This is a genomic window from Streptomyces sp. NRRL F-5755, assembly GCF_001279365.1.
Taxonomy (GTDB): domain Bacteria; phylum Actinomycetota; class Actinomycetes; order Streptomycetales; family Streptomycetaceae; genus Streptomyces; species Streptomyces rimosus.
The window spans coordinates 1-18,564 of sequence record NZ_LGCW01000301.1; the positions used below are offsets into that span (position 1 = coordinate 1).

The window sequence follows — 18,564 nt, forward strand, 5'->3', positions numbered from 1 at the left end:
CCCCCACCCCACCACCTGGTCCGAACCGCTCCCCGCGCCCGGTAGGCTGGTCACATGTCCGAACCGACCGGTGCCGCCCGCCGTCGCGGGCCCTTCAAGGTCGGGGACCAGGTCCAGCTCACCGACCCCAAGGGACGCCACTACACGTTCACGCTCGAAGAGGGCAAGAGCTTCCACACCCACAAGGGAGCCTTCCCCCACGACGAGCTGATCGGTGCTCCCGAGGGCAGTGTTGTCCGTACCACCGGGAACGTCGCCTACCTCGCGCTGCGCCCGCTGCTCCCCGACTACGTCCTGTCCATGCCCCGCGGTGCCGCCGTGGTCTACCCCAAGGACGCGGGGCAGATCCTGGCGATGGCCGACATCTTCCCCGGCGCGCGCGTCGTCGAGGCGGGGGTGGGGTCCGGGTCGCTCAGCAGCTTCCTGCTGCGCGCCATCGGCGACCAGGGCATGCTGCACAGCTACGAGCGGCGCGCCGATTTCGCCGAGATCGCGACGCAGAACGTCGAGCGGTACTTCGGCGGTCCGCACCCGGCGTGGACGCTCACCGTCGGTGATCTTCAGGACAACCTCTCGGACACGGACGTGGACCGGGTCATCCTGGACATGCTCGCCCCCTGGGAGTGCCTGGAGGCCGTCTCCAAGGCGCTCGTCCCCGGCGGCATCCTGTGCGCGTACGTGGCCACCACGACGCAGCTGGCCCGTACGGTCGAGGCCATCCGCGAGCACGGCACCTTCAACGAGCCGTCGGCCTGGGAGACCATGGTCCGCACCTGGCACGTCGAGGGTCTGGCCGTCCGCCCCGACCATCGCATGATCGGCCACACCGGCTTCCTGCTCACCGCCCGCCGTCTCGCGGACGGCGTCGAGCCGCCGCTGCGCCGGCGCCGCCCGGCGAAGGGCGCGTACGGCGAGGACTACACCGGCCCCGGCAGCTCCAGCGGGGGCGCGGAGCGCGGCTGACGCGCCCCGTACGCACCACCCGAACCATCCGGCGCCGCCGACGAGTTCCCGCCCCACGGGAACCGTCGGCGGCGCCGCGTCGTTCAGGGGGGCGGAAGCCCTGCCCGGGTGTTCCCCGGCGGCCCGCCCTGTGGAACGATGCTGGGCACTCCCACCGCCACAGCTCTTCACAGGAGTTACCCCGCGTGCAGCCCACGGCAGGCCAGGACCTCCCGCACACCCGCACCCGCGCCCTGCACTGGCTCGCCACCGCCGCCGCCCTCGCGGCGGCCGTCGCGACCGCTTCCTTCGTCCAGCCGCCCGACGCCACGGCCACCACCGACGCCGCCTCCGGCGCCCGCGCGGCCGCCGTCGGCCCGGCCCCCGATCCGCACGCCGCCAGGTACCCGGTCGACTGCGGCCCCAACCGCCTCGACGTGGTCGACAGCGCCACCGGCGACCTCGACGGCGACGGCAGCGCCGAGACCGTCGCCGTGGTCCGCTGCCACACCGAGACGGGCACCCCTCCCAGCGGCGTGTACGTCCTGGCCCGCCCCGCGACGGGCAAGGGCGCCCCGCGGGTCGCCGCGACCCTCCTCGCGCCCGCACAGCAGCGCAGCGTCGAGGGCTTCGCCGTACGCGGCGGTGAGGTCACCGCGACCCTGCTGGGCTACTCCACGACCGATGTGCCGCGCTGCTGCCCGGACGTCCGCGCGCGGACCAAGTGGCAATGGAAAGGCGGGAAGTTCGTCCAGAGCGAACTTCCCGCCCCCTCCGACACCGCCGGTGTGTGATCGGTCACACTGCGTCTACTCCGCGTCCGGCCCGTAGACCTCCACCCGGTCCGAGACGCGGCGTACGTGGATACAGTCGCCCGGGCACTCCTTCGCGGAGTCCCGTACGTCATTGAGCAGCGGCAGGGGTACGGGGGTGGTGGCCCCCTTCTCCTGGAGCAGCTCGTCGTCGGCGCTCTTCACATACGCCAGACCGTCGATGTCGAGTTCGAAGACCTCCGGCGCGTACTGCGCACAGATGCCGTCGCCGGTGCAGAGGTCCTGGTCGATCCAGACCTCCAGTGCTTCGTCCTGCGCCGTCATCTCGCCTGCCGTTCCTGCGTACGTGAATCAAATGGGGCCCACCCTGACGGGTGTTGACCGTCTCGACGATACAACCGTCCGCTTTCTGATGTTGTTGGGTGGGTATCCCCCTGAGGTGAGGACGTGCGCAAGGGTGAAGATCGGACACGCCCCGACAGTCTTTTCGATCTAGGGGTTTCAACCTGCACCGGCCCAGGTAGGGTCAGGAAGCGTCCAGCTCCCCTTGGAGGAGGTGAGGACCGTGGCAGCCCACGACGACGACATCAACCGCGGCATCCGGCCGGGGCGGGGGTCTGACGACCCTGCCGGCCAGGTTGCCTATCTCGAGCAGGAGATCGCCGTCCTGCGACGCAAGCTCGCCGACTCTCCGCGTCACACGAGGATTCTCGAAGAGCGGATCGTCGAGCTGCAGACCAACCTGGCCGGCGTTTCGGCACAGAACGAGCGACTCGCCAACACGCTGCGCGAGGCGCGCGACCAGATCGTCGCCCTCAAGGAGGAGGTCGACCGGCTGGCGCAGCCGCCGGCCGGCTTCGGCGTCTTCCTGCAGGCGAACGAGGACGGCACGGCCGACATCTTCACCGGAGGCCGAAAACTCCGCGTGAACGTCAGCCCGAGCGTAGACCTCGACGAGCTGCGGCGTGGCCAGGAGGTCATGCTCAACGAGGCGCTCAACGTGGTCGAGGCCATGGAGTACGAGAACGCCGGGGACATCGTCACCCTCAAGGAGATCCTGGAGGACGGCGAGCGCGCCCTGGTGATCGGGCACACCGACGAGGAGAGGGTGGTGAGGCTCGCCGAGCCGCTGCTGGACATCACCATCCGCCCCGGCGACGCCCTGCTCCTGGAACCGCGCTCCGGCTACGTCTACGAGGTCATCCCGAAGAGCGAGGTCGAGGAGCTCGTCCTCGAAGAGGTCCCGGACATCGACTACACGAAGATCGGCGGTCTGGGCGGCCAGATCGAGATGATCCGTGACGCGGTCGAGCTCCCGTACCTCTACCCGGACCTGTTCAAGGAGCATGAACTGCGCCCGCCCAAGGGCGTGTTGCTCTACGGGCCGCCCGGCTGCGGCAAGACGCTGATCGCCAAGGCGGTCGCGAACTCGCTCGCCAAGAAGGTCGCCGAGGTGACCGGCAAGCCCGCGGGGAAGAGCTTCTTCCTCAACATCAAGGGCCCCGAGCTGCTGAACAAGTACGTCGGCGAGACGGAGCGGCACATCCGCCTGGTCTTCCAGCGGGCCCGGGAGAAGGCGAGCGAGGGCACCCCCGTCATCGTCTTCTTCGACGAGATGGACTCCCTCTTCCGCACCCGCGGATCCGGGGTCAGCTCGGACGTGGAGAACACCATCGTCCCGCAGCTGCTCTCCGAGATCGACGGTGTGGAGGGCCTGGAGAACGTCATCGTCATCGGCGCCTCCAACCGCGAGGACATGATCGACCCGGCGATCCTGCGCCCCGGCCGCCTGGACGTCAAGATCAAGATCGAGCGTCCGGACGCCGAGGCCGCCAAGGACATCTTCTCGAAGTACCTCACCGAGCGCCTGCCGCTGCACGCCGACGACCTCGGCGAGCACGGCGGAGTCCGCTCGGCCGCGGTCAGCGCGATGATCCAGTCGGTCGTCGAGCAGATGTACGCGGAGTCCGAGGAGAACCGCTTCCTTGAGGTCACCTACGCCAACGGCGACAAGGAAGTTCTCTATTTCAAGGACTTCAACTCCGGTGCGATGATCGAAAACATCGTCGGCCGCGCGAAGAAGATGGCCATCAAGGCATTCCTCGAACACAACCAGAAGGGTCTGCGCGTCTCCCACCTGCTCCAGGCGTGCGTGGACGAGTTCAAGGAGAACGAGGACCTGCCCAACACCACCAACCCGGACGACTGGGCCCGCATCTCCGGCAAGAAGGGCGAGCGGATCGTCTACATCCGCACCCTGGTCACCGGCAAGCAGGGCGCGGACACCGGCCGCTCCATCGACACGGTGGCGAATACCGGCCAATACCTGTAACACCGCCGACCGGCTGCGGATGTCCTGCACGGGGCGTCCGCAGCCGGACGCATTTCCGGGGCCGCGGGGGTGATCCCCGGAAGGCGGCGACGGAGCAGGTGAAAACCGGACTGGAGCAATGACTGTAATGATCTCCCCACCGCCGCAAAGGCGTTCTAGGCTCTTCGGTACCGCCGCGTCGCGCACTGCGGAAGCGGGGGCCGCACACGGACCGGAAGCGCAGCGGTACTTGAGCGCCGACCCCATCCGGGGGCGCCGCCGGGCAAGGAGGGCCGCATGACCGTACGGCGAGTAATGGGAATCGAGACGGAGTACGGGATCTCCGTCCCCGGCCACCCGAACGCCAATGCCATGCTCACCTCGTCCCAGGTCGTCAACGCCTACGCGGCGGCGATGCACCGGGCGCGACGCGCCCGCTGGGACTTCGAGGAGGAGAACCCGCTGCGGGACGCCCGAGGCTTCGACCTCGCCCGCGAGAACGCCGACGCCAGCCAGCTCACCGACGAGGACATCGGGCTGGCCAACGTGATCCTGACCAACGGGGCACGTCTGTACGTCGACCACGCGCATCCGGAGTACAGCTCGCCGGAGGTCACCAACCCGCGCGACGCGGTGCTCTGGGACAAGGCCGGCGAGCGCATCATGGCCGAGGCCGCCGAGCGCGCGGCCCAGGTCCCCGGCGCCCAGCCCATCCACCTGTACAAGAACAACACCGACAACAAGGGCGCCTCCTATGGCACGCACGAGAACTACCTGATGAAGCGGGAGACGCCGTTCTCGGACATCGTGCGCCACCTGACGCCCTTCTTCGTCTCCCGCCAGGTCTTCACCGGCGCCGGCCGGGTCGGCATCGGCCAGGACGGCCACGAGCACGGCTTCCAGATCAGCCAGCGCGCCGACTACTTCGAGGTCGAGGTCGGCCTGGAGACCACGCTCAAGCGCCCCATCATCAACACCCGCGACGAGCCGCACTCGGACGCGGAGAAGTACCGCCGGCTGCACGTGATCATCGGGGACGCGAACCTCTCCGAGATCTCCACCTATCTCAAGCTGGGCACCACGGCGCTGGTCCTGTCCATGATCGAGGACGGCTTCATCGCCGTGGACCTCGCCGTCGACCAGCCCGTACGCACCCTCCACCAGGTCTCCCACGACCCGACGCTGCGCCACCTGATCACGCTGCGCAGCGGCCGCACGCTGACCGCCGTACAACTCCAGATGGAGTACTTCGAGCTGGCGCGCAAGTACGTGGAGGACCGGCTCGGCGCGGACGCCGACGAGCAGACCAAGGACGTCCTGGCCCGCTGGGAGGACGTGCTGGGGCGCCTGGAGCACGACCCGATGAGCCTGTCCGGCGAGCTGGACTGGGTGGCCAAGCGGGAGTTGATGGAGGGCTACCGGCGCCGGGACGGCGTGGAGTGGGACGCGCCCCGGCTGCACCTGGTGGACCTGCAGTACGCCGACGTACGGCCCGACAAGGGCCTGTACAACCGGCTGGCGGCCCGCGGCAAGATGAAGCGGCTGCTGACCGACGCCGAGGTCGCGCGGGCGGCACAGGCGCCCCCGGAGGACACCAGGGCGTACTTCCGCGGCCGCTGCCTGGAGCAGTACGCCGACGACGTGGCGGCGGCCTCCTGGGACTCGGTGATCTTCGATCTGCCCGGCCGTGACTCTCTGCAACGGGTACCGACGCTGGAACCGCTGCGCGGCACCCGTAATCACGTCAAGGAGCTGCTCGACCGGTGCCGTACCGCCGAGGACCTGGTGCGGGTCCTTTCCGGAGGGTGACCGGAGCCCCGATCGGGCACCCGATCCGGGGCTAAAGGTTGCCCTGGCGGGAATCATCGGGGTGACTCCCGGACGTTGCACGAAGACGACGAAGAGCAGGGCCGATGTCAGACCTTGCTTGTAGGGTCTGATCTTGACAGTCACATCGAGCGGGGCGAACCGAGCGGGGTGAGGGACATGGCGACCAAGGACACCGGCGGCGGACAGCAGAAGGCGACGCGCTCGACCGAAGAGGTCGAGGAGCAGTCGCAGGACGCGCAGGCCGCGGACGATCTCAAGGAACGGCAGGAAAAGCTGTCGGACGACGTCGACTCCGTCCTGGACGAGATCGACGACGTGCTGGAGGAGAACGCCGAGGACTTCGTGCGGAGCTTCGTGCAAAAGGGCGGACAGTAAGGCACGTGCCGGTTTCCGTCGGCGGCGGGTGCGGGACCCGCGGGCGCGGTGGCACACCGCCCGCGTACGCCCCGTACGACAACCGCTCCGACGGGCTCCGGCCCCGGCTCCGGGAGTGTGTGGCCGCGCAGGCTGCCGCGCGCTCCCGGCGCCGTTCGAGCGCGCTCGGTGGGCGCGTGTGCACAGTCCGCGCCGGGCGCGGGCCGCACGCGCGGGGGACCCGGGAGGCGAGGGCTGCCGCAGCCGTCGTCCCGTCCGTTCCCGCGTGCATGTGGATCACGGCCCCAGGACAGGTAAGGTCCGGGACGTACTGTGCTTCAGCTGCAACGCAGCGCTGGGCCAATTCAAGGATCGGCCGGACGTCTTGGGGCGGGCGGCCGATATATCCGGAAGGAAACGTGTGGAAGCCAACACTCGTAGCACCGGGCGTCTACCAGCGGCCTTCCTGACGCCCGGGTCCTCGTCGTTCATGGATTTCCTCGGGGAGCACTCGCCGGAGCTGCTGCCGGGCCGCCGCCAGCCGCTGCCCGTGCAGGGTGCCGTCGAGGCGCCGCACGGCACGACGATCGTGGCGGCGTCCTTCCCCGGCGGCGTGGTGCTCGCCGGTGACCGCCGCGCGACGATGGGCAACGTCATCGCGCAGCGCGACATCGAGAAGGTCTTCCCCGCCGACGAGTACTCGGCCGTCGGCATCGCCGGCACGGCCGGTCTCGCCGTCGAGATGGTCAAGCTCTTCCAGCTGGAACTGGAGCACTTCGAGAAGGTCGAGGGCGCCCAACTCTCCCTGGAGGGCAAGGCGAACCGCCTGTCGACGATGATCCGCAGCAACCTCGGCATGGCCATGCAGGGCCTGGCCGTGGTGCCGCTGTTCGCCGGCTGGGACATGGACCGCGCGAAGGGCCGCATCTTCTCGTACGACGTGACCGGCGGGCGCTCGGAGGAGCACGGCTTCGCGGCGACGGGCTCCGGCTCGCTCTTCGCGCGCGGCGCCCTGAAGAAGCTCTACCGCGACGACCTCACGGAGAACCAGGCCGCCACGGCCGTCGTGCAGGCGCTGTACGACGCCGCCGACGACGACTCGGCGACCGGCGGCCCCGACCTGGCGCGCCGGATCTACCCGATCGTCACGGTCATCACCGAGGAGGGGTTCAAGCGGTTCACCGAGGCCGAGGTGTCGGAGATCGCCCGCGCCGTCCACGAGCGCCGGATGGACGAGCCCGACGGCCCGCGCGCCGCGCTGCTCTGAGGACGGGAAGTCCGCCATGCATGCGCCACTGAGAGAGTCATTGACAGAAAGGGACGGATAGCCGGTGTCGACGCCGTTCTATGTCTCACCCCAGCAGGCCATGGCCGACCGCGCCGAGTACGCCCGCAAGGGCATCGCGCGCGGCCGCAGCGTCGTGGTGCTGCAGTATGCCGACGGCGTGGTCTTCGTCGCCGAGAACCCGTCCCGCGCCCTGCACAAGGTCAGCGAGATCTACGACCGGATCGCCTTCGCCGCGGTCGGCAAGTACAACGAGTTCGAGAACCTGCGCATCGGCGGCGTGCGCTATGCCGACCTGCGCGGCTATACCTACGACCGCGCGGACGTGACCGCGCGCGGCCTCGCCAATGTCTACGCCCAGACCCTCGGCACGATCTTCTCCAGCGCCGCCGAGAAGCCGTACGAGGTCGAGCTGATCGTCGCGGAGGTGGGCAACGCCCCCGAGGACGACCAGATCTACCGGCTGCCGCACGACGGATCGATCGTGGACGAGCACGGCTCGGTCGCGGTCGGTGGCAACGCCGATCAGATCAGCAGCTATCTCGATCAGCGGCACCGCGACGGCATGACGCTGGGCGAGGCGCTGAAGCTGGCCGTCGAGTCGCTCTCGCGCGACAACAACGGCGGTGAACGCACCCTGACCGCCGAGCAGTTGGAGGTCGCCACCCTCGACCGCACGCGTCCGCAGCAGCGCAAGTTCAAGCGCATCCTGGGCCGTCAGCTCTCCCGGCTGCTGGAGGAGAACGGTGCCGCGGTGTCCGGAGAGGGCTCCGAGGGGGCCGCGGACGAGGCGTCGGACTCCGAGGGCACGTCCGGTTCCGAGAGCTCGTAAGCGGACGGACACGGGCGAGTACGCGCCCCGGCGGGACGACCCGCCGGGGCGCGCCGCGTTGTGCGGGCCGAGACGTACCGGGGCGAAGCCGTACCGGCCCGTTTACGGCACCGGCCCGCTACGGCACCGGCCCCGTGGACCCCCGTACGACCAGCTCCACCGGCAGGCTGACCGGCGCGGGCGGGCGGCCCTCCAGCGCGGCCATCAGAGCGTGCATGCCGGCGGCGCCGACCTCTTCGGCGGGCAGCCGGACGGTGGTCAGTTCCGGTTCCACGGCCCTGGACAGGGCCAGGTCGTCGAGTCCGGTGACGGAGAGGTCCTCGGGCACCCGCAGGCCCAGCCGGCGCGCCGCCTTGCAGGCCCCGGCCGCCACGAGGTCGTCGTCGCACAGCAGGGCGGTCGGGCGCGGGCCGGGGCCGGTCAGCGCGGTGTGGGCGGCGCGCAGGCCGCCGTCGACGCTGAGCGCGGCGGGCTCCGTACGCACCTCCGCGTCCGGAACGCCCCGCAACGCCTCGGCGAGTGTCGCGGACCGTACGCGGAAGGTCCAGGAGTCGACGGCGGCGGCGAGGTGGGTGATGCGGCGATGGCCGAGCCCGAGCAGATGGGCCGCGAGGCGCCGGACGCCGTCGGCGATGTCGAGGTTGACGGTCGCGGTGGCGCCGGGGTCGTCCGGGTCGCTGTCGAGCATCACCAGCGGCAGTTCCTCGCCGCGCAGCGCGGCCAGCGCGTCGGTGGCCATGGCGGCGGCGATCACGCCGTCCAGTGAGGAGCGCGCCGAGGCGAAGGGGTCGCGCGCCGGGCCGATGCCTTCGGGGGAGGGGTAGAGGACGACGCCGAAGTCGTGGTCGGCGGCGACGCGGGCCGCCCCGGTGTACACGCGGGCGAAGTACTCGGTGGTCAGGGCGGGTACCACGAGGAGCGCGGTGCGGGTGCGGCCCATCCGGAGGCTGCGCGCCGCGAGATTGGGGCGGTAGCCGAGGTCGCGCGCGGCGGCGCGGACGGATTCGGCCTTGTGCGGCGAGACCCGGCCGCGCCATTTGTCGCCGAGGACGAGCGAGACGGCGGCCTGCGAGACCCCGGCGGCGCGGGCGACGTCCCGGCTGGTGACCCGGGGCCCGGCGGTGCGGGGGCGGGCGGATGTCGGCTGCTCGTGGGCGGTCACCGGGGTCGGGCTCCTCGCGTCGGGCGGCGTCGCGGTATGGACCCGCGAGACTAGGACATGATACGTATGACGCCGCACGTTATACGTATCACTAGCTGCCGGCTGCGCGCCGGACGGAAAGGGGCGGGCATGAGCGCCGGATACGCGCAGCTGCTCCGCACACGGCACGCGGCCCGGCTGCTGGCCGGGACGCTGGTCGGCAGGCTGCCGAACGCGACCGGGCCGCTGGCCGTGGTGCTCTTCACCCGTGCGGAGGGCGGTGGCTACGTCCTGGCGGGCGTGCTGTCCGCCGTGTACGGGGTGGGCAACGCGATCGGGCAGCCGCTGCTGGGGCGGGCGGTGGACGTGTACGGGCAGCCGCGCGTGATGCTGCCGGCGGCGGTGCTCTCCGCCCTGGCCATGGGGCTGCCGGCGGTCATCGGCCTGGAGCCGCTGCCTCTGGTGTACGCGGCCATGGCGGTCGCCGGGTTCTTCACGCCGCCCCTGGAGGGCGGGCTGCGTGCGCTGTGGCCGTCGGTGCTCAAGCGCGAGGACCGGGTGCACGCCGCGTACGCGCTGGACGCGGTGGCGCAGGAAGTGCTGTTCGCGGTCGGGCCGTTGCTGGTGACGACGTGCGTGGCGCTGTGGTCGGAGCGCTGGGCGCTGCTGGTCATCAACGCGATCGGGGTGCTCGGCGCGCTCTCCGTCGTGGTGTCGCCGCCCTCCCGGCAGTGGCGCAGTGCGCCGCGCGAGGCGCACTGGCTGGGGGCGCTGCGCTCGTCCGGGATGCTGGTGCTGATCGCCTCGTTCTTCTTCGTCGGGCTGGCGCTGGGGTCGATCGCGGTGGCGGCGGTCGCGTACGCCGACGAGCACGGCGGCGGCATGGTCTCCAGCTACCTGCTGTCCGCGCTCGGCGTCGGCGCCCTCCTGGGCGGCGTCGTGTACGGCGCGCGGCAGTGGTCCGGCCGTCCGGAGAACCGGCTGCGGCTGCTGGCGACCCTGCTGGCGCTCGGGTACGTACCGCTGGCGCTGACGCCGGGCGTGCCGGGGATGACGCTGCTGACGGGCCTGGCCGGGGTCTTCCTGGCACCCGCGCTGGCGTGCGCGTTCGTGGTGGTGGACCGGCACGCGCCGCGGGGGACGGTCACCGAGGCGTTCTCCTGGCTGGTGACGACGTTCGGGGTCGGTTCGGCGGTGGGGATGACGGTGGTCGGCCCGGCGGTGGAGCGGGGCGGCCCGCCCGCGGGGTTCGCCGTCGCCGGGGCGGGCGGAGTGGCCGCGCTGCTCGTACTTGTGTCGACAAAGCGCTTTCTTTCCCCCGTCGATGACACCGCTGTGCACGCGCCCGCGCAGGTCACGGCGGAAACTGATCGAAACGAGGCCGTCCAACCCGGTTTCAGAGCAGGCCATCAGGCGTAATGTTCAGTCATGGACCGCCGCATTTTCGGGCTGGAGAACGAGTACGGCGTCACATGCACGTTCAGGGGACAGCGCCGACTGTCTCCTGACGAAGTGGCGCGGTACCTCTTCCGCCGTGTCGTGTCATGGGGCCGCAGCAGCAATGTCTTCCTGCGGAACGGCGCCCGCCTGTACCTGGACGTGGGTTCGCACCCGGAATACGCAACCCCCGAGTGCGACAACGTGACCGAGCTGGTCACCCACGACAAGGCCGGTGAGCGCATTCTCGAAGGTCTGCTGGTCGACGCCGAGCGCCGCCTGCACGAGGAGGGAATCGCGGGCGACGTCTATCTCTTCAAGAACAACACCGATTCCGCCGGAAACTCCTATGGTTGCCACGAAAACTATCTCGTGGCCCGGCACGGAGAGTTCTCCCGGCTCGCGGACATTCTCATTCCGTTCCTGGTCACGCGCCAGCTGCTGTGCGGCGCCGGCAAGGTCCTGCAGACGCCGCGCGGGGCCGTCTACTGCGTGAGCCAGCGCGCCGAGCACATCTGGGAGGGCGTCTCCTCGGCGACCACCCGCTCCCGTCCGATCATCAACACCCGCGACGAACCGCACGCCGACGCCGAGCGCTACCGCCGGCTGCACGTCATCGTCGGCGACTCCAACATGTCGGAAACGACCATGCTGTTGAAGGTCGGCGCCACCGATCTCGTGCTGCGCATGATCGAGGCCGGCACGGTCATGCGCGACCTGACCCTGGAGAACCCCATCCGCGCCATCCGGGAGGTCAGCCACGACATAACCGGTCAGCGCAAGGTGCGGCTGGCCAGCGGGCGGGAGGCGTCCGCGCTGGAGGTCCAGCAGGAGTACTACGAAAAGGCGGTGGACTTCTGCGAGCGGCGCGGTATCCGCACGGGCATGGTCGAGCGGGTTCTTGAATTGTGGGGCCGTACGCTCGAAGCCGTACGGGAACAGGACCTCGACCGGATCGACACCGAGATCGACTGGGTGATGAAGTACAAGCTCATCGAGCGCTACCGCTCGAAGAACAACATCACCATGTCGCATCCGCGGGTGGCGCAGATAGATCTCGCGTACCACGACATCCACCGCCGGCGGGGGCTTTACTACCTGCTGGAGCGCAAGGGACAGGCCGCCCGCATCTGCAACGACTTGAAGATCTTCGAAGGCAAGTCGGTGCCGCCGCAGACCACCCGGGCCCGGCTGCGCGGCGACTTCATCCGCCGCGCCCAGGAACAGCGCCGTGATTTCACGGTCGACTGGGTGCATCTGAAGCTCAACGACCAGGCGCAGCGCACGGTGCTGTGCAAGGACCCGTTCCGTTCCGTGGACGACCGGGTGGAGAAGCTGATCGCCGGTATGTGAGTCCAGTGGGTCACCGGATTCGGTGACGGCCGGACGTGGCTGTGCCGGGAGCGCCCGCGCTCCCGGCACTTCGCCGTATTGCCCGGTTGTGTTGCGTAGGGAAATGCCCCCCGGGTGAGGTCGTAGAGTGACGGCCATTGCCCACCCGCCCCACGATCCGAGTTGGACTCCATGAACCTCACGAAGAACACCCGCCGCGCCGCCGCAGCGGCGCTGGCCGTGCCCGTCCTGCTGTTCACCGCCGCCTGTGGGTCCGATGACGGCAAGGGCTCGTCGGCCGCCACGGTCGCCGAGGTGGAGGGCAAGGCCGGGGAGCAGCCCAAGATCACCGTGCCGAAGGACGCCAAGGCGCCCGGGGAACGGGCCACAAAGACGCTGATCGAGGGCAAGGGGGCGACGGTCAACAAGGGCGACTTCGTCCGGCTGGACTATGCCGCGCAGGCCATGAAGACCGGCCAGAACCTCGGCAGCTCCTGGATGAAGCAGCCCGGTGCGGACGCGAAGGCGCCGCGCACGCAGGTGGTCGGCGAGGTCAGCGACCAGGCCCAGTCCCAGCTCCCCCCGAAGGTGATGGGGGCCATCGCGGGGCAGAAGGCCGGCAGCCGGGTCCAGATCGAGGGCACCGCGAAGGAACTGGTCGGCGAGAACCTGAACCCGCAGCTCGGCATCAAGCCGGAGGACGGCCTGGTGTGGGTCGTGGACATCGTCGCAGCCAAGAAGGTCGACAAGAAGGGCAAGGCGGAGGGCGAGCAGGCCAAGCCCGACGAGGGCATGCCCGAGGTGAAGGCGGAGGGCGACAAGGCCGCCACGATCACGATCCCCCAGGGGGAGAAGGCGCCCGCCGACCTCAAGGAGCAGGTGCTGGTCAAGGGCAAAGGCCCGAAGGTCAAGGCCGGTGACGGGCTGATCGCGCAGTACACGGGTGTGAAGTGGGAGGACGGCAAGAAGTTCGACTCCTCCTGGGACCACGGCGGGGCGACCGCCTTCCAGATCGGCACCGGTTCCGTCGTCAAGGGCTGGGACCAGGCCCTGGTCGGCAAGAACGTCGGTGACCGGGTGGAAATCGTGATCCCGCCGAAGCTGGGCTACGGGGGGAACCCGCAGAGCGGGCTGGACAAGAACACCCTCGTCTTCAGCGTGGACATCATCGGCACCGTCTGAACATGATCTGCCAGACTGTGCCCGTAGCTGTGCAGATTCTTTCGTAGGAGCACTTTCGTGAACATCGACAAGCCCGAGATCGACTTCCCCGAGGGCCCGGTCCCCACCGACCTGGAGATCGTGGACCTGTGGGAGGGGGACGGGCCGGTCGCCAAGGCGGGGGACTTCGTCAAGGTCCACTATGTCGGGGTCGCCTACAGCTCCGGCGAGGAGTTCGACGCGAGCTGGAACCGTGGCAAGCCGCTGGAGTTCCAGCTCGGCGCCGGCCAGGTCATCTCCGGCTGGGACCGCGGCGTACAGGGCATGAAGGTCGGCGGCCGCCGTCGGCTGACCATTCCCCCGCACCTGGCGTACGGCGACCGGGGCGCCGGTGGCGGCCGGATCGCACCGGGCGAGACGCTGATCTTCGTCTGCGACCTGATCTCCGTCTGAGAACGGCGGCACCCGGCCGCGGCACAGCGGCGGCCGGCCCACCGAGGGCCCGTACCGTCCGGTACGGGCCCTCGGCCGTCGCCGCCCACAGCTCTGTGGCCCCTCGGCTTTGCCGCAGGTCCCCGGAGCGGTACGGTCATCGGTCGGGAGTCCGACAAGAAGGGGCGTCGATGGCCATTGCCAAGGCCGAGCGGCTGATGAATCTGGCGCTGTGCCTTCTGGGTACCCGTCGCCCGCTGACCAAGCGTGAACTGCGCGCCTCCATCGAGGCGTACGTGGAGGCGTTCGGCACCGGGGACGGCGGCACCGGCAGCGACGACTCCTTCAACCGGATGTTCGAGCGCGACAAGGACGACCTGCGCGAACTGGGCCTGGTCATCGAGACCGTCGAGGGACTGGACGGCGAGACCGGCTACCTCGCGCGCCGGGACAGCAACCGCCTCCCCCCGATCACCCTGGACGCCGCCGAGGCCGCGGCCCTGGGCCTGGCCGCCAAGATCTGGCAGCAGGCCCGGCTGGCCGGCGCCGCCAGCGGCGCCCTGCAGAAGCTGCGCGCGGCCGGCATGCCCTTCGAGGACGACGGCTCCTTCGAGGCGCAGCAGCCGCACAGCGCCCTGGAGCCCCGTATCCCCGCCCACGAGGCCGCCTTCGAGCCCCTGATGCTCGCCTGCCGCGACCGCCGGCCCGTGGTCTTCGACTACCGCAAGTCCAACGCCGCCCGCCCCGAGCAGCGGCAGGTCGAGCCCTGGATACTGGAATGCTGGCGCGGCCACTGGTACCTGGCCGGCTGGGACCGCGGCCGGCAGGCCGAACGCGTCTTCCGGCTCTCCCGTATCACCGGCAAGGTCCGCTCCCGGCAGGGGAAGTTCACCGCCGAGGTGCCCGACCACGTCACCGTCCGCGAGACGGTGGAGAGCTGGGCGGGCGAGACCGCCACCGGCACCGCCCGCATCAGACTGCGCGCCGACCACGGCTACCCGCTGCGCGCCCGCGCGCTGACCGTCCGTGAGCTGGGCGGCGGCTGGGACGAGCTGGAAATCCCCTACGGGCACGGACTCGACGCCTGGCTCGTCGAGTTCGGCCCCGACGTGGTGGTGCTGGAACCCGCCGAACTGCGGGCCGACGTCGTGGACCGGCTGCGCGCCGTGGCCAAGGGCTGAGAGGGACGGGACGCACACTCCATGGCTACGAACGCGATCGACCAGACCCGGCGCATGCTGTCGCTGGTGACGTACCTGCGCGAGCGCCCCGGCGCCCGGGTCTCCGACGTCGCCCGCGCCTTCGGCATCACCGAGGACGAGCTGATCGCCGACCTCGACGTACTGCCGATGTGCGGTACGAGCTTCCGCGGCGGCGACCTGCTCGACATCGACACCGACGGCGACCGCATCTGGTGGCACAACCCCGACGACGTCGCCGAACCGCTGCGCCTGGCCGCCGACGAGGCCACCGCCCTGCTCGTGGCCGCCCGCGCGGTCGCCACCCTGCCCGGCCTGCGCGAGGGCGACCGGCAGGCGCTGCTGCGCGCCACCGCCAAGCTGGAGGCCGCGGCGGGCGAGGCGGCCGGCGCCAGCTCCCGCGTCTCGGTCACCTTCGAGTCCGAGGGCGGCGTCTTCGCCGACGTCGACCGGGCCATCGCCGAGCGGCGCCGGCTGTGGCTGCGCTACTACTCGCCCGCGCGCGACGAGCTGACCGAGCGCGAGGTGGACCCGATCCGGCTGTTCGCGGTGGGCCACACGTACGTAGAGGCGTGGTGCCGGCTCTCGGAGGCGCGCCGCACCTTCCGGCTCGACCGGGTCGCCGAGATCAAACTCCTGGACGCCCCCGCCGCCCCGCCGCCGGTCGAACTGCGCGACCTGTCCGAGGGGCTGGTGCAGCCGGCCGCCGAAGATCCCGAAGTCGTCGTCGAGGTGGGACCCGGCGGGCGCTGGGTGGCCGAGTACTACCCGCACGACAGCGCCGAGGAACTGCCCGACGGCGGCCTGCGCATCACCCTGCGCACCCCCGACCCCGCCTCGCTGCGGCGGCTCGCGCTGCGCCTGGGCCGGGACGGCCGTATCGTCGCGCCGCAGGCCCTCGCGGACAGCGCGCGGCAGGCGGCCCAGCAGGCCCTAGCGGCGTACGGCGAGTAGGCGCGGCGAAAGGGCGGGCGGCAACGATGACGACGACCACGGCGGGCGCGATGACCACGACCCTGACCGGCCCGGTGCTCTTCAAGGCGGCCTGCCCCGACTGCCGCGGCAGCTTCGAGCTCTCCTCGGACGCCCTCCGCCTCGCCATCGGCGCCACCCGCCGCACCACGTTCTACTCCTTCACCTGCCCGGACTGCGGCAGCCCCGTCCGTAAGCCGGCGGGGGAGCGGATCGTCGAACTGCTTGTGGGGGGCGGGGTGCGGACACTGCGACTGCACTCCGGCTGACGCGCCCCGCTGCCGCTTGCCCGCCTGCCCTGTCCGTCCCACCCGCCCCGATAGGCTCGTCCCATGCTCTGGCCCATGATCGCCATCGCCCTCGGCTTCCTCGGCCTCGCCGTGCTCGGTGTCCTCGCCGTCCGCGTCTTCGTGGAGGTACGGCGGCTGGCCCGCCAGGTGGGAGAGACCTCGCAGCGCATCCAGCGGGCCGCCCAGGACCTGGAGCGCGCGGCAACGCCGCTGGCCGCCCGGGGCGGGAGCGTAAAGGGATGACGCGCTCTGCTCAGTCGCACGCGCGACCGGTACGCTGCTGAAGCGGGCCGAAGAGCGAGGCACCGGCCCGCAACCGGGAGTATGCGCGGAGATTGTCCAGCGTTCGCCGCCGCGCGTTACGATCGCTGCTGGCGCGGCGGACGGACATATGTCCGATCTGTCGAGCAGCCCCAACCCCCAGCCGCCTCGGTGAGAAGGTACACAGTTATGTTCGGTGGAAAGATCGGCGTTCCCGAGATCCTCCTCATCCTCGTCGTCGTCCTGCTGCTGTTCGGCGCGAAGAAGCTCCCCGACATGGCTCGTTCGCTCGGCAAGTCCGCACGCATCCTCAAGAGCGAGGCCAAGGCGATGAAGTCGGAGGGCACGGACTCGCAGTCGGCGCCGTCCGACCCGCCGAACCCGAACGGCCAGCAGGAAGCCCCCCGGACGATCCAGGCCGCTCCCGGCGACGTGAACAGCGGACGGCCGGTCGCCCAGCCGTCCGACAGCACCAAGCGCTGACCGAGGGCCCGGACGGGGCAGGGGTGTCGGCCACTGCCTCTCGTACGAGATGAGGACGTGGGGTGCTCAAGTCTGCCCTTCAGAAGAACCGCAAAGAAAAGGACCCCGAGGGGCGTATGCCGCTCGTGGAACACCTGCGTGAGCTGCGCAACCGGCTCGCCAAGTCGGTCCTGGCCATTTTGATCGCCACGATCGTCTGTGCGTTCTTCTACGGCGAGATCATCAACTTCATCACCAAGCCGATCCTGCAGGCGGTCGGCTGTGATGCGCTGTTCACCGACCTCGCCAAGCAGCAGAAGGGCACCTGTGCCCGTATCGTCATGCTGGACCTGCTCGGGCCGTTCGCGCTGGCCCTGAAGGTCTCCCTGATGGGCGGCGTGATCCTGGCCAGCCCGGTCTGGCTGTACCAGTTGTGGGCCTTCCTCGCGCCCGGCCTGCACCGCAACGAGAAGAAGTACTCGCTCAGCTTCGTCGCCACCGGTTTCCCGCTCTTCCTCATCGGCGCGTACTTCGCGTACTCGGTGCTGCCGACCACCGCCAAGGTGCTGCTGGAGTTCACGCCGATCGGCGTGGACAACCTGCTGACGTTGGACAAGCTGCTCGACCTGGTCACCCGCATGTTCGTGATCTTCGGGTTGTCCTTCGAGCTGCCGCTGGTGCTGGTGATGCTCAACTTCGGTGGCGTCCTGAGCGCTGCCCGGATGCGCGGCTGGTGGCGCGGCATGGTGATGGCCATCACGGTCTTCTCGGCCATCGCCACTCCGAGTACCGACCCGCTGACGATGATCGCGCTGGCCGCGCCGATCTGCCTTCTGTACTTCGCGGCCGTCGGGATCGCCATGATGAACGACTCCCGCAGGCAGCGCCGGCTGGCCGAGGGCCCCGCCGACGACGAGGCGTCCGAGCTGGACCTGACGCCCGAGGACATCGGCGAGGTCGAGCCGGTCACCGGCCACCGGATGCTTCCGGAGCAGGCGGCCACCGACGTGCCGGGCGACCGGGCGCGGCGGCGCAACGGGTACGACGACGTGACGTGATGCCCGGGAGGGCAGACCTGGCGTGATGCCCGGGAGGGCAGCGGAAAGGGGCGGGGAGCCGGCTGGGCTCCCCGCCCCTTTCATGTGGGCCTGCCGCTGGCGGTAAGCGTCCGGCAGGCATCACATCAGCAGTACTTGATGCTGCGGATGGTGCCGGTGCCCTTGTAGTAGTGGCTCTTCTTCGGCTTGATCGTGATGCAGTCGCTGTCCCACCACCAGCGCTCGTCCACCTGCACCTTGATCGTGTTCTTGCAGCCGTTGTAGATGTTCACCGCGTTCTTGCTCGGGTACCACGTCGCCGTGACGCACTTGGCGACGGACGAGCTCGCGGCGGAGGCCGGTGCGGCCACGGCCATCGGGAGGCCCACCGCTACGACGGCGAGCGTCGCGGCCGTGGTCGCTGCCTTGATCTTCTTCATTCTTCCCCTCCGTCCGGGGCGCCGAGCGCCCCGTCTATCTGTGCGGTGGGCGACCGGTGCACCTGGTCAACGG

Annotated in this window: 20 protein-coding genes and 1 pseudogene; 18 read left to right on the forward strand and 3 right to left on the reverse strand. The window is 70.2% G+C overall.

Annotated elements, in window-relative coordinates; translation table 11 throughout:
• Positions 1 to 54 precede the first annotated feature (54 nt).
• Both ADK86_RS33695 and ADK86_RS33700 read left to right on the forward strand, forming a co-directional pair.
• Positions 55 to 963 carry a tRNA (adenine-N1)-methyltransferase gene (locus tag ADK86_RS33695; RefSeq protein WP_030595480.1) on the forward strand — a complete coding sequence of 303 codons (909 nt, stop codon included), beginning with the start codon at positions 55 to 57 and terminating at the stop codon, positions 961 to 963.
• A 185-nt stretch (positions 964 to 1,148) separates the two neighbouring features.
• The gene (locus ADK86_RS33700) at positions 1,149 to 1,736 is read left to right on the forward strand and encodes a hypothetical protein (RefSeq protein WP_053700034.1); all 588 of its coding nucleotides are present in this window, start codon (positions 1,149 to 1,151) and stop codon (positions 1,734 to 1,736) included.
• 15 nt (positions 1,737 to 1,751) lie between these two features.
• Here the strand turns inward: ADK86_RS33700 and ADK86_RS33705 are convergent, their stop codons facing one another.
• Positions 1,752 to 2,039, reverse strand: coding sequence for a ferredoxin (locus tag ADK86_RS33705; RefSeq protein WP_030376102.1), 288 nt, complete (start codon positions 2,037 to 2,039; stop codon positions 1,752 to 1,754).
• A gap of 241 nt (positions 2,040 to 2,280) precedes the next feature.
• On the opposite strand from ADK86_RS33705, the gene arc reads away from it, so the two are divergent.
• From arc to prcA, 6 genes and pseudogenes are all read left to right on the forward strand, one after another.
• On the forward strand, positions 2,281 to 4,047 hold the full coding sequence (gene arc, locus ADK86_RS33710; protein WP_053700063.1) for a proteasome ATPase: 1,767 nt from the start codon (positions 2,281 to 2,283) through the stop codon (positions 4,045 to 4,047).
• Positions 4,048 to 4,323: 276 nt separating this feature from the next.
• On the forward strand, positions 4,324 to 5,835 hold the full coding sequence (dop, locus tag ADK86_RS33715) for a depupylase/deamidase Dop (protein WP_078952438.1): 1,512 nt from the start codon (positions 4,324 to 4,326) through the stop codon (positions 5,833 to 5,835).
• 177 nt (positions 5,836 to 6,012) lie between these two features.
• On the forward strand, positions 6,013 to 6,231 hold the full coding sequence (locus ADK86_RS33720) for a ubiquitin-like protein Pup (protein ID WP_003981605.1): 219 nt from the start codon (positions 6,013 to 6,015) through the stop codon (positions 6,229 to 6,231).
• A 271-nt stretch (positions 6,232 to 6,502) separates the two neighbouring features.
• Positions 6,503 to 6,553 (forward strand): annotated as a pseudogene (locus ADK86_RS45820) (hypothetical protein); the annotation flags it as partial.
• A gap of 78 nt (positions 6,554 to 6,631) precedes the next feature.
• A complete protein-coding gene (gene prcB, locus ADK86_RS33725) occupies positions 6,632 to 7,477 on the forward strand; it encodes a proteasome subunit beta (protein ID WP_053700036.1) in 846 nt (281 codons plus the stop codon).
• 64 nt (positions 7,478 to 7,541) lie between these two features.
• Entirely contained in the window at positions 7,542 to 8,327 is a 786-nt protein-coding gene (gene prcA / locus ADK86_RS33730; RefSeq protein ID WP_053700037.1) for a proteasome subunit alpha, read from the forward strand.
• Positions 8,328 to 8,445: 118 nt separating this feature from the next.
• On the opposite strand, the gene ADK86_RS33735 is transcribed toward prcA, so the two are convergent.
• Entirely contained in the window at positions 8,446 to 9,489 is a 1,044-nt protein-coding gene (locus ADK86_RS33735; protein WP_053700038.1) for a LacI family DNA-binding transcriptional regulator, read from the reverse strand.
• 129 nt (positions 9,490 to 9,618) lie between these two features.
• On the opposite strand from ADK86_RS33735, the gene ADK86_RS33740 reads away from it, so the two are divergent.
• The 10 genes from ADK86_RS33740 to tatC all read left to right on the forward strand — a co-directional run bounded on the left by ADK86_RS33740 (position 9,619) and on the right by tatC (position 18,072).
• Positions 9,619 to 10,887 carry an MFS transporter gene (locus tag ADK86_RS33740; protein ID WP_053700039.1) on the forward strand — a complete coding sequence of 423 codons (1,269 nt, stop codon included), beginning with the start codon at positions 9,619 to 9,621 and terminating at the stop codon, positions 10,885 to 10,887.
• Between the two features lie 9 nt (positions 10,888 to 10,896).
• Entirely contained in the window at positions 10,897 to 12,258 is a 1,362-nt protein-coding gene (pafA, locus tag ADK86_RS33745; RefSeq protein WP_030595448.1) for a Pup--protein ligase, read from the forward strand.
• Between the two features lie 171 nt (positions 12,259 to 12,429).
• Positions 12,430 to 13,419: an FKBP-type peptidyl-prolyl cis-trans isomerase gene (locus ADK86_RS33750; protein WP_053700064.1), complete on the forward strand. Its 990-nt coding sequence runs from the start codon at positions 12,430 to 12,432 to the stop codon at positions 13,417 to 13,419.
• Positions 13,420 to 13,476: 57 nt separating this feature from the next.
• Entirely contained in the window at positions 13,477 to 13,851 is a 375-nt protein-coding gene (locus ADK86_RS33755; protein WP_053700040.1) for an FKBP-type peptidyl-prolyl cis-trans isomerase, read from the forward strand.
• Between the two features lie 170 nt (positions 13,852 to 14,021).
• Positions 14,022 to 15,011: a helix-turn-helix transcriptional regulator gene (locus ADK86_RS33760; protein ID WP_053700041.1), complete on the forward strand. Its 990-nt coding sequence runs from the start codon at positions 14,022 to 14,024 to the stop codon at positions 15,009 to 15,011.
• Positions 15,012 to 15,032: 21 nt separating this feature from the next.
• On the forward strand, positions 15,033 to 15,983 hold the full coding sequence (locus ADK86_RS33765) for a helix-turn-helix transcriptional regulator (RefSeq protein ID WP_053700042.1): 951 nt from the start codon (positions 15,033 to 15,035) through the stop codon (positions 15,981 to 15,983).
• Between the two features lie 26 nt (positions 15,984 to 16,009).
• Positions 16,010 to 16,270: a hypothetical protein gene (locus tag ADK86_RS33770; RefSeq protein WP_053700043.1), complete on the forward strand. Its 261-nt coding sequence runs from the start codon at positions 16,010 to 16,012 to the stop codon at positions 16,268 to 16,270.
• A 63-nt stretch (positions 16,271 to 16,333) separates the two neighbouring features.
• Positions 16,334 to 16,534, forward strand: a complete 201-nt coding sequence (locus tag ADK86_RS33775; protein WP_053700044.1) for a hypothetical protein — start codon at positions 16,334 to 16,336, stop codon at positions 16,532 to 16,534.
• 207 nt (positions 16,535 to 16,741) lie between these two features.
• Positions 16,742 to 17,035, forward strand: a complete 294-nt coding sequence (gene tatA / locus ADK86_RS33780) for a Sec-independent protein translocase subunit TatA (RefSeq protein WP_030595431.1) — start codon at positions 16,742 to 16,744, stop codon at positions 17,033 to 17,035.
• A gap of 62 nt (positions 17,036 to 17,097) precedes the next feature.
• Complete coding sequence (gene tatC, locus ADK86_RS33785) at positions 17,098 to 18,072, forward strand: twin-arginine translocase subunit TatC (protein WP_030595428.1); 975 nt, start codon at positions 17,098 to 17,100, stop codon at positions 18,070 to 18,072.
• A 125-nt stretch (positions 18,073 to 18,197) separates the two neighbouring features.
• On the opposite strand, the gene ADK86_RS33790 is transcribed toward tatC, so the two are convergent.
• Positions 18,198 to 18,491, reverse strand: coding sequence for a hypothetical protein (locus ADK86_RS33790; protein WP_053700045.1), 294 nt, complete (start codon positions 18,489 to 18,491; stop codon positions 18,198 to 18,200).
• Between the last annotated feature and the right edge of the window lie 73 nt (positions 18,492 to 18,564).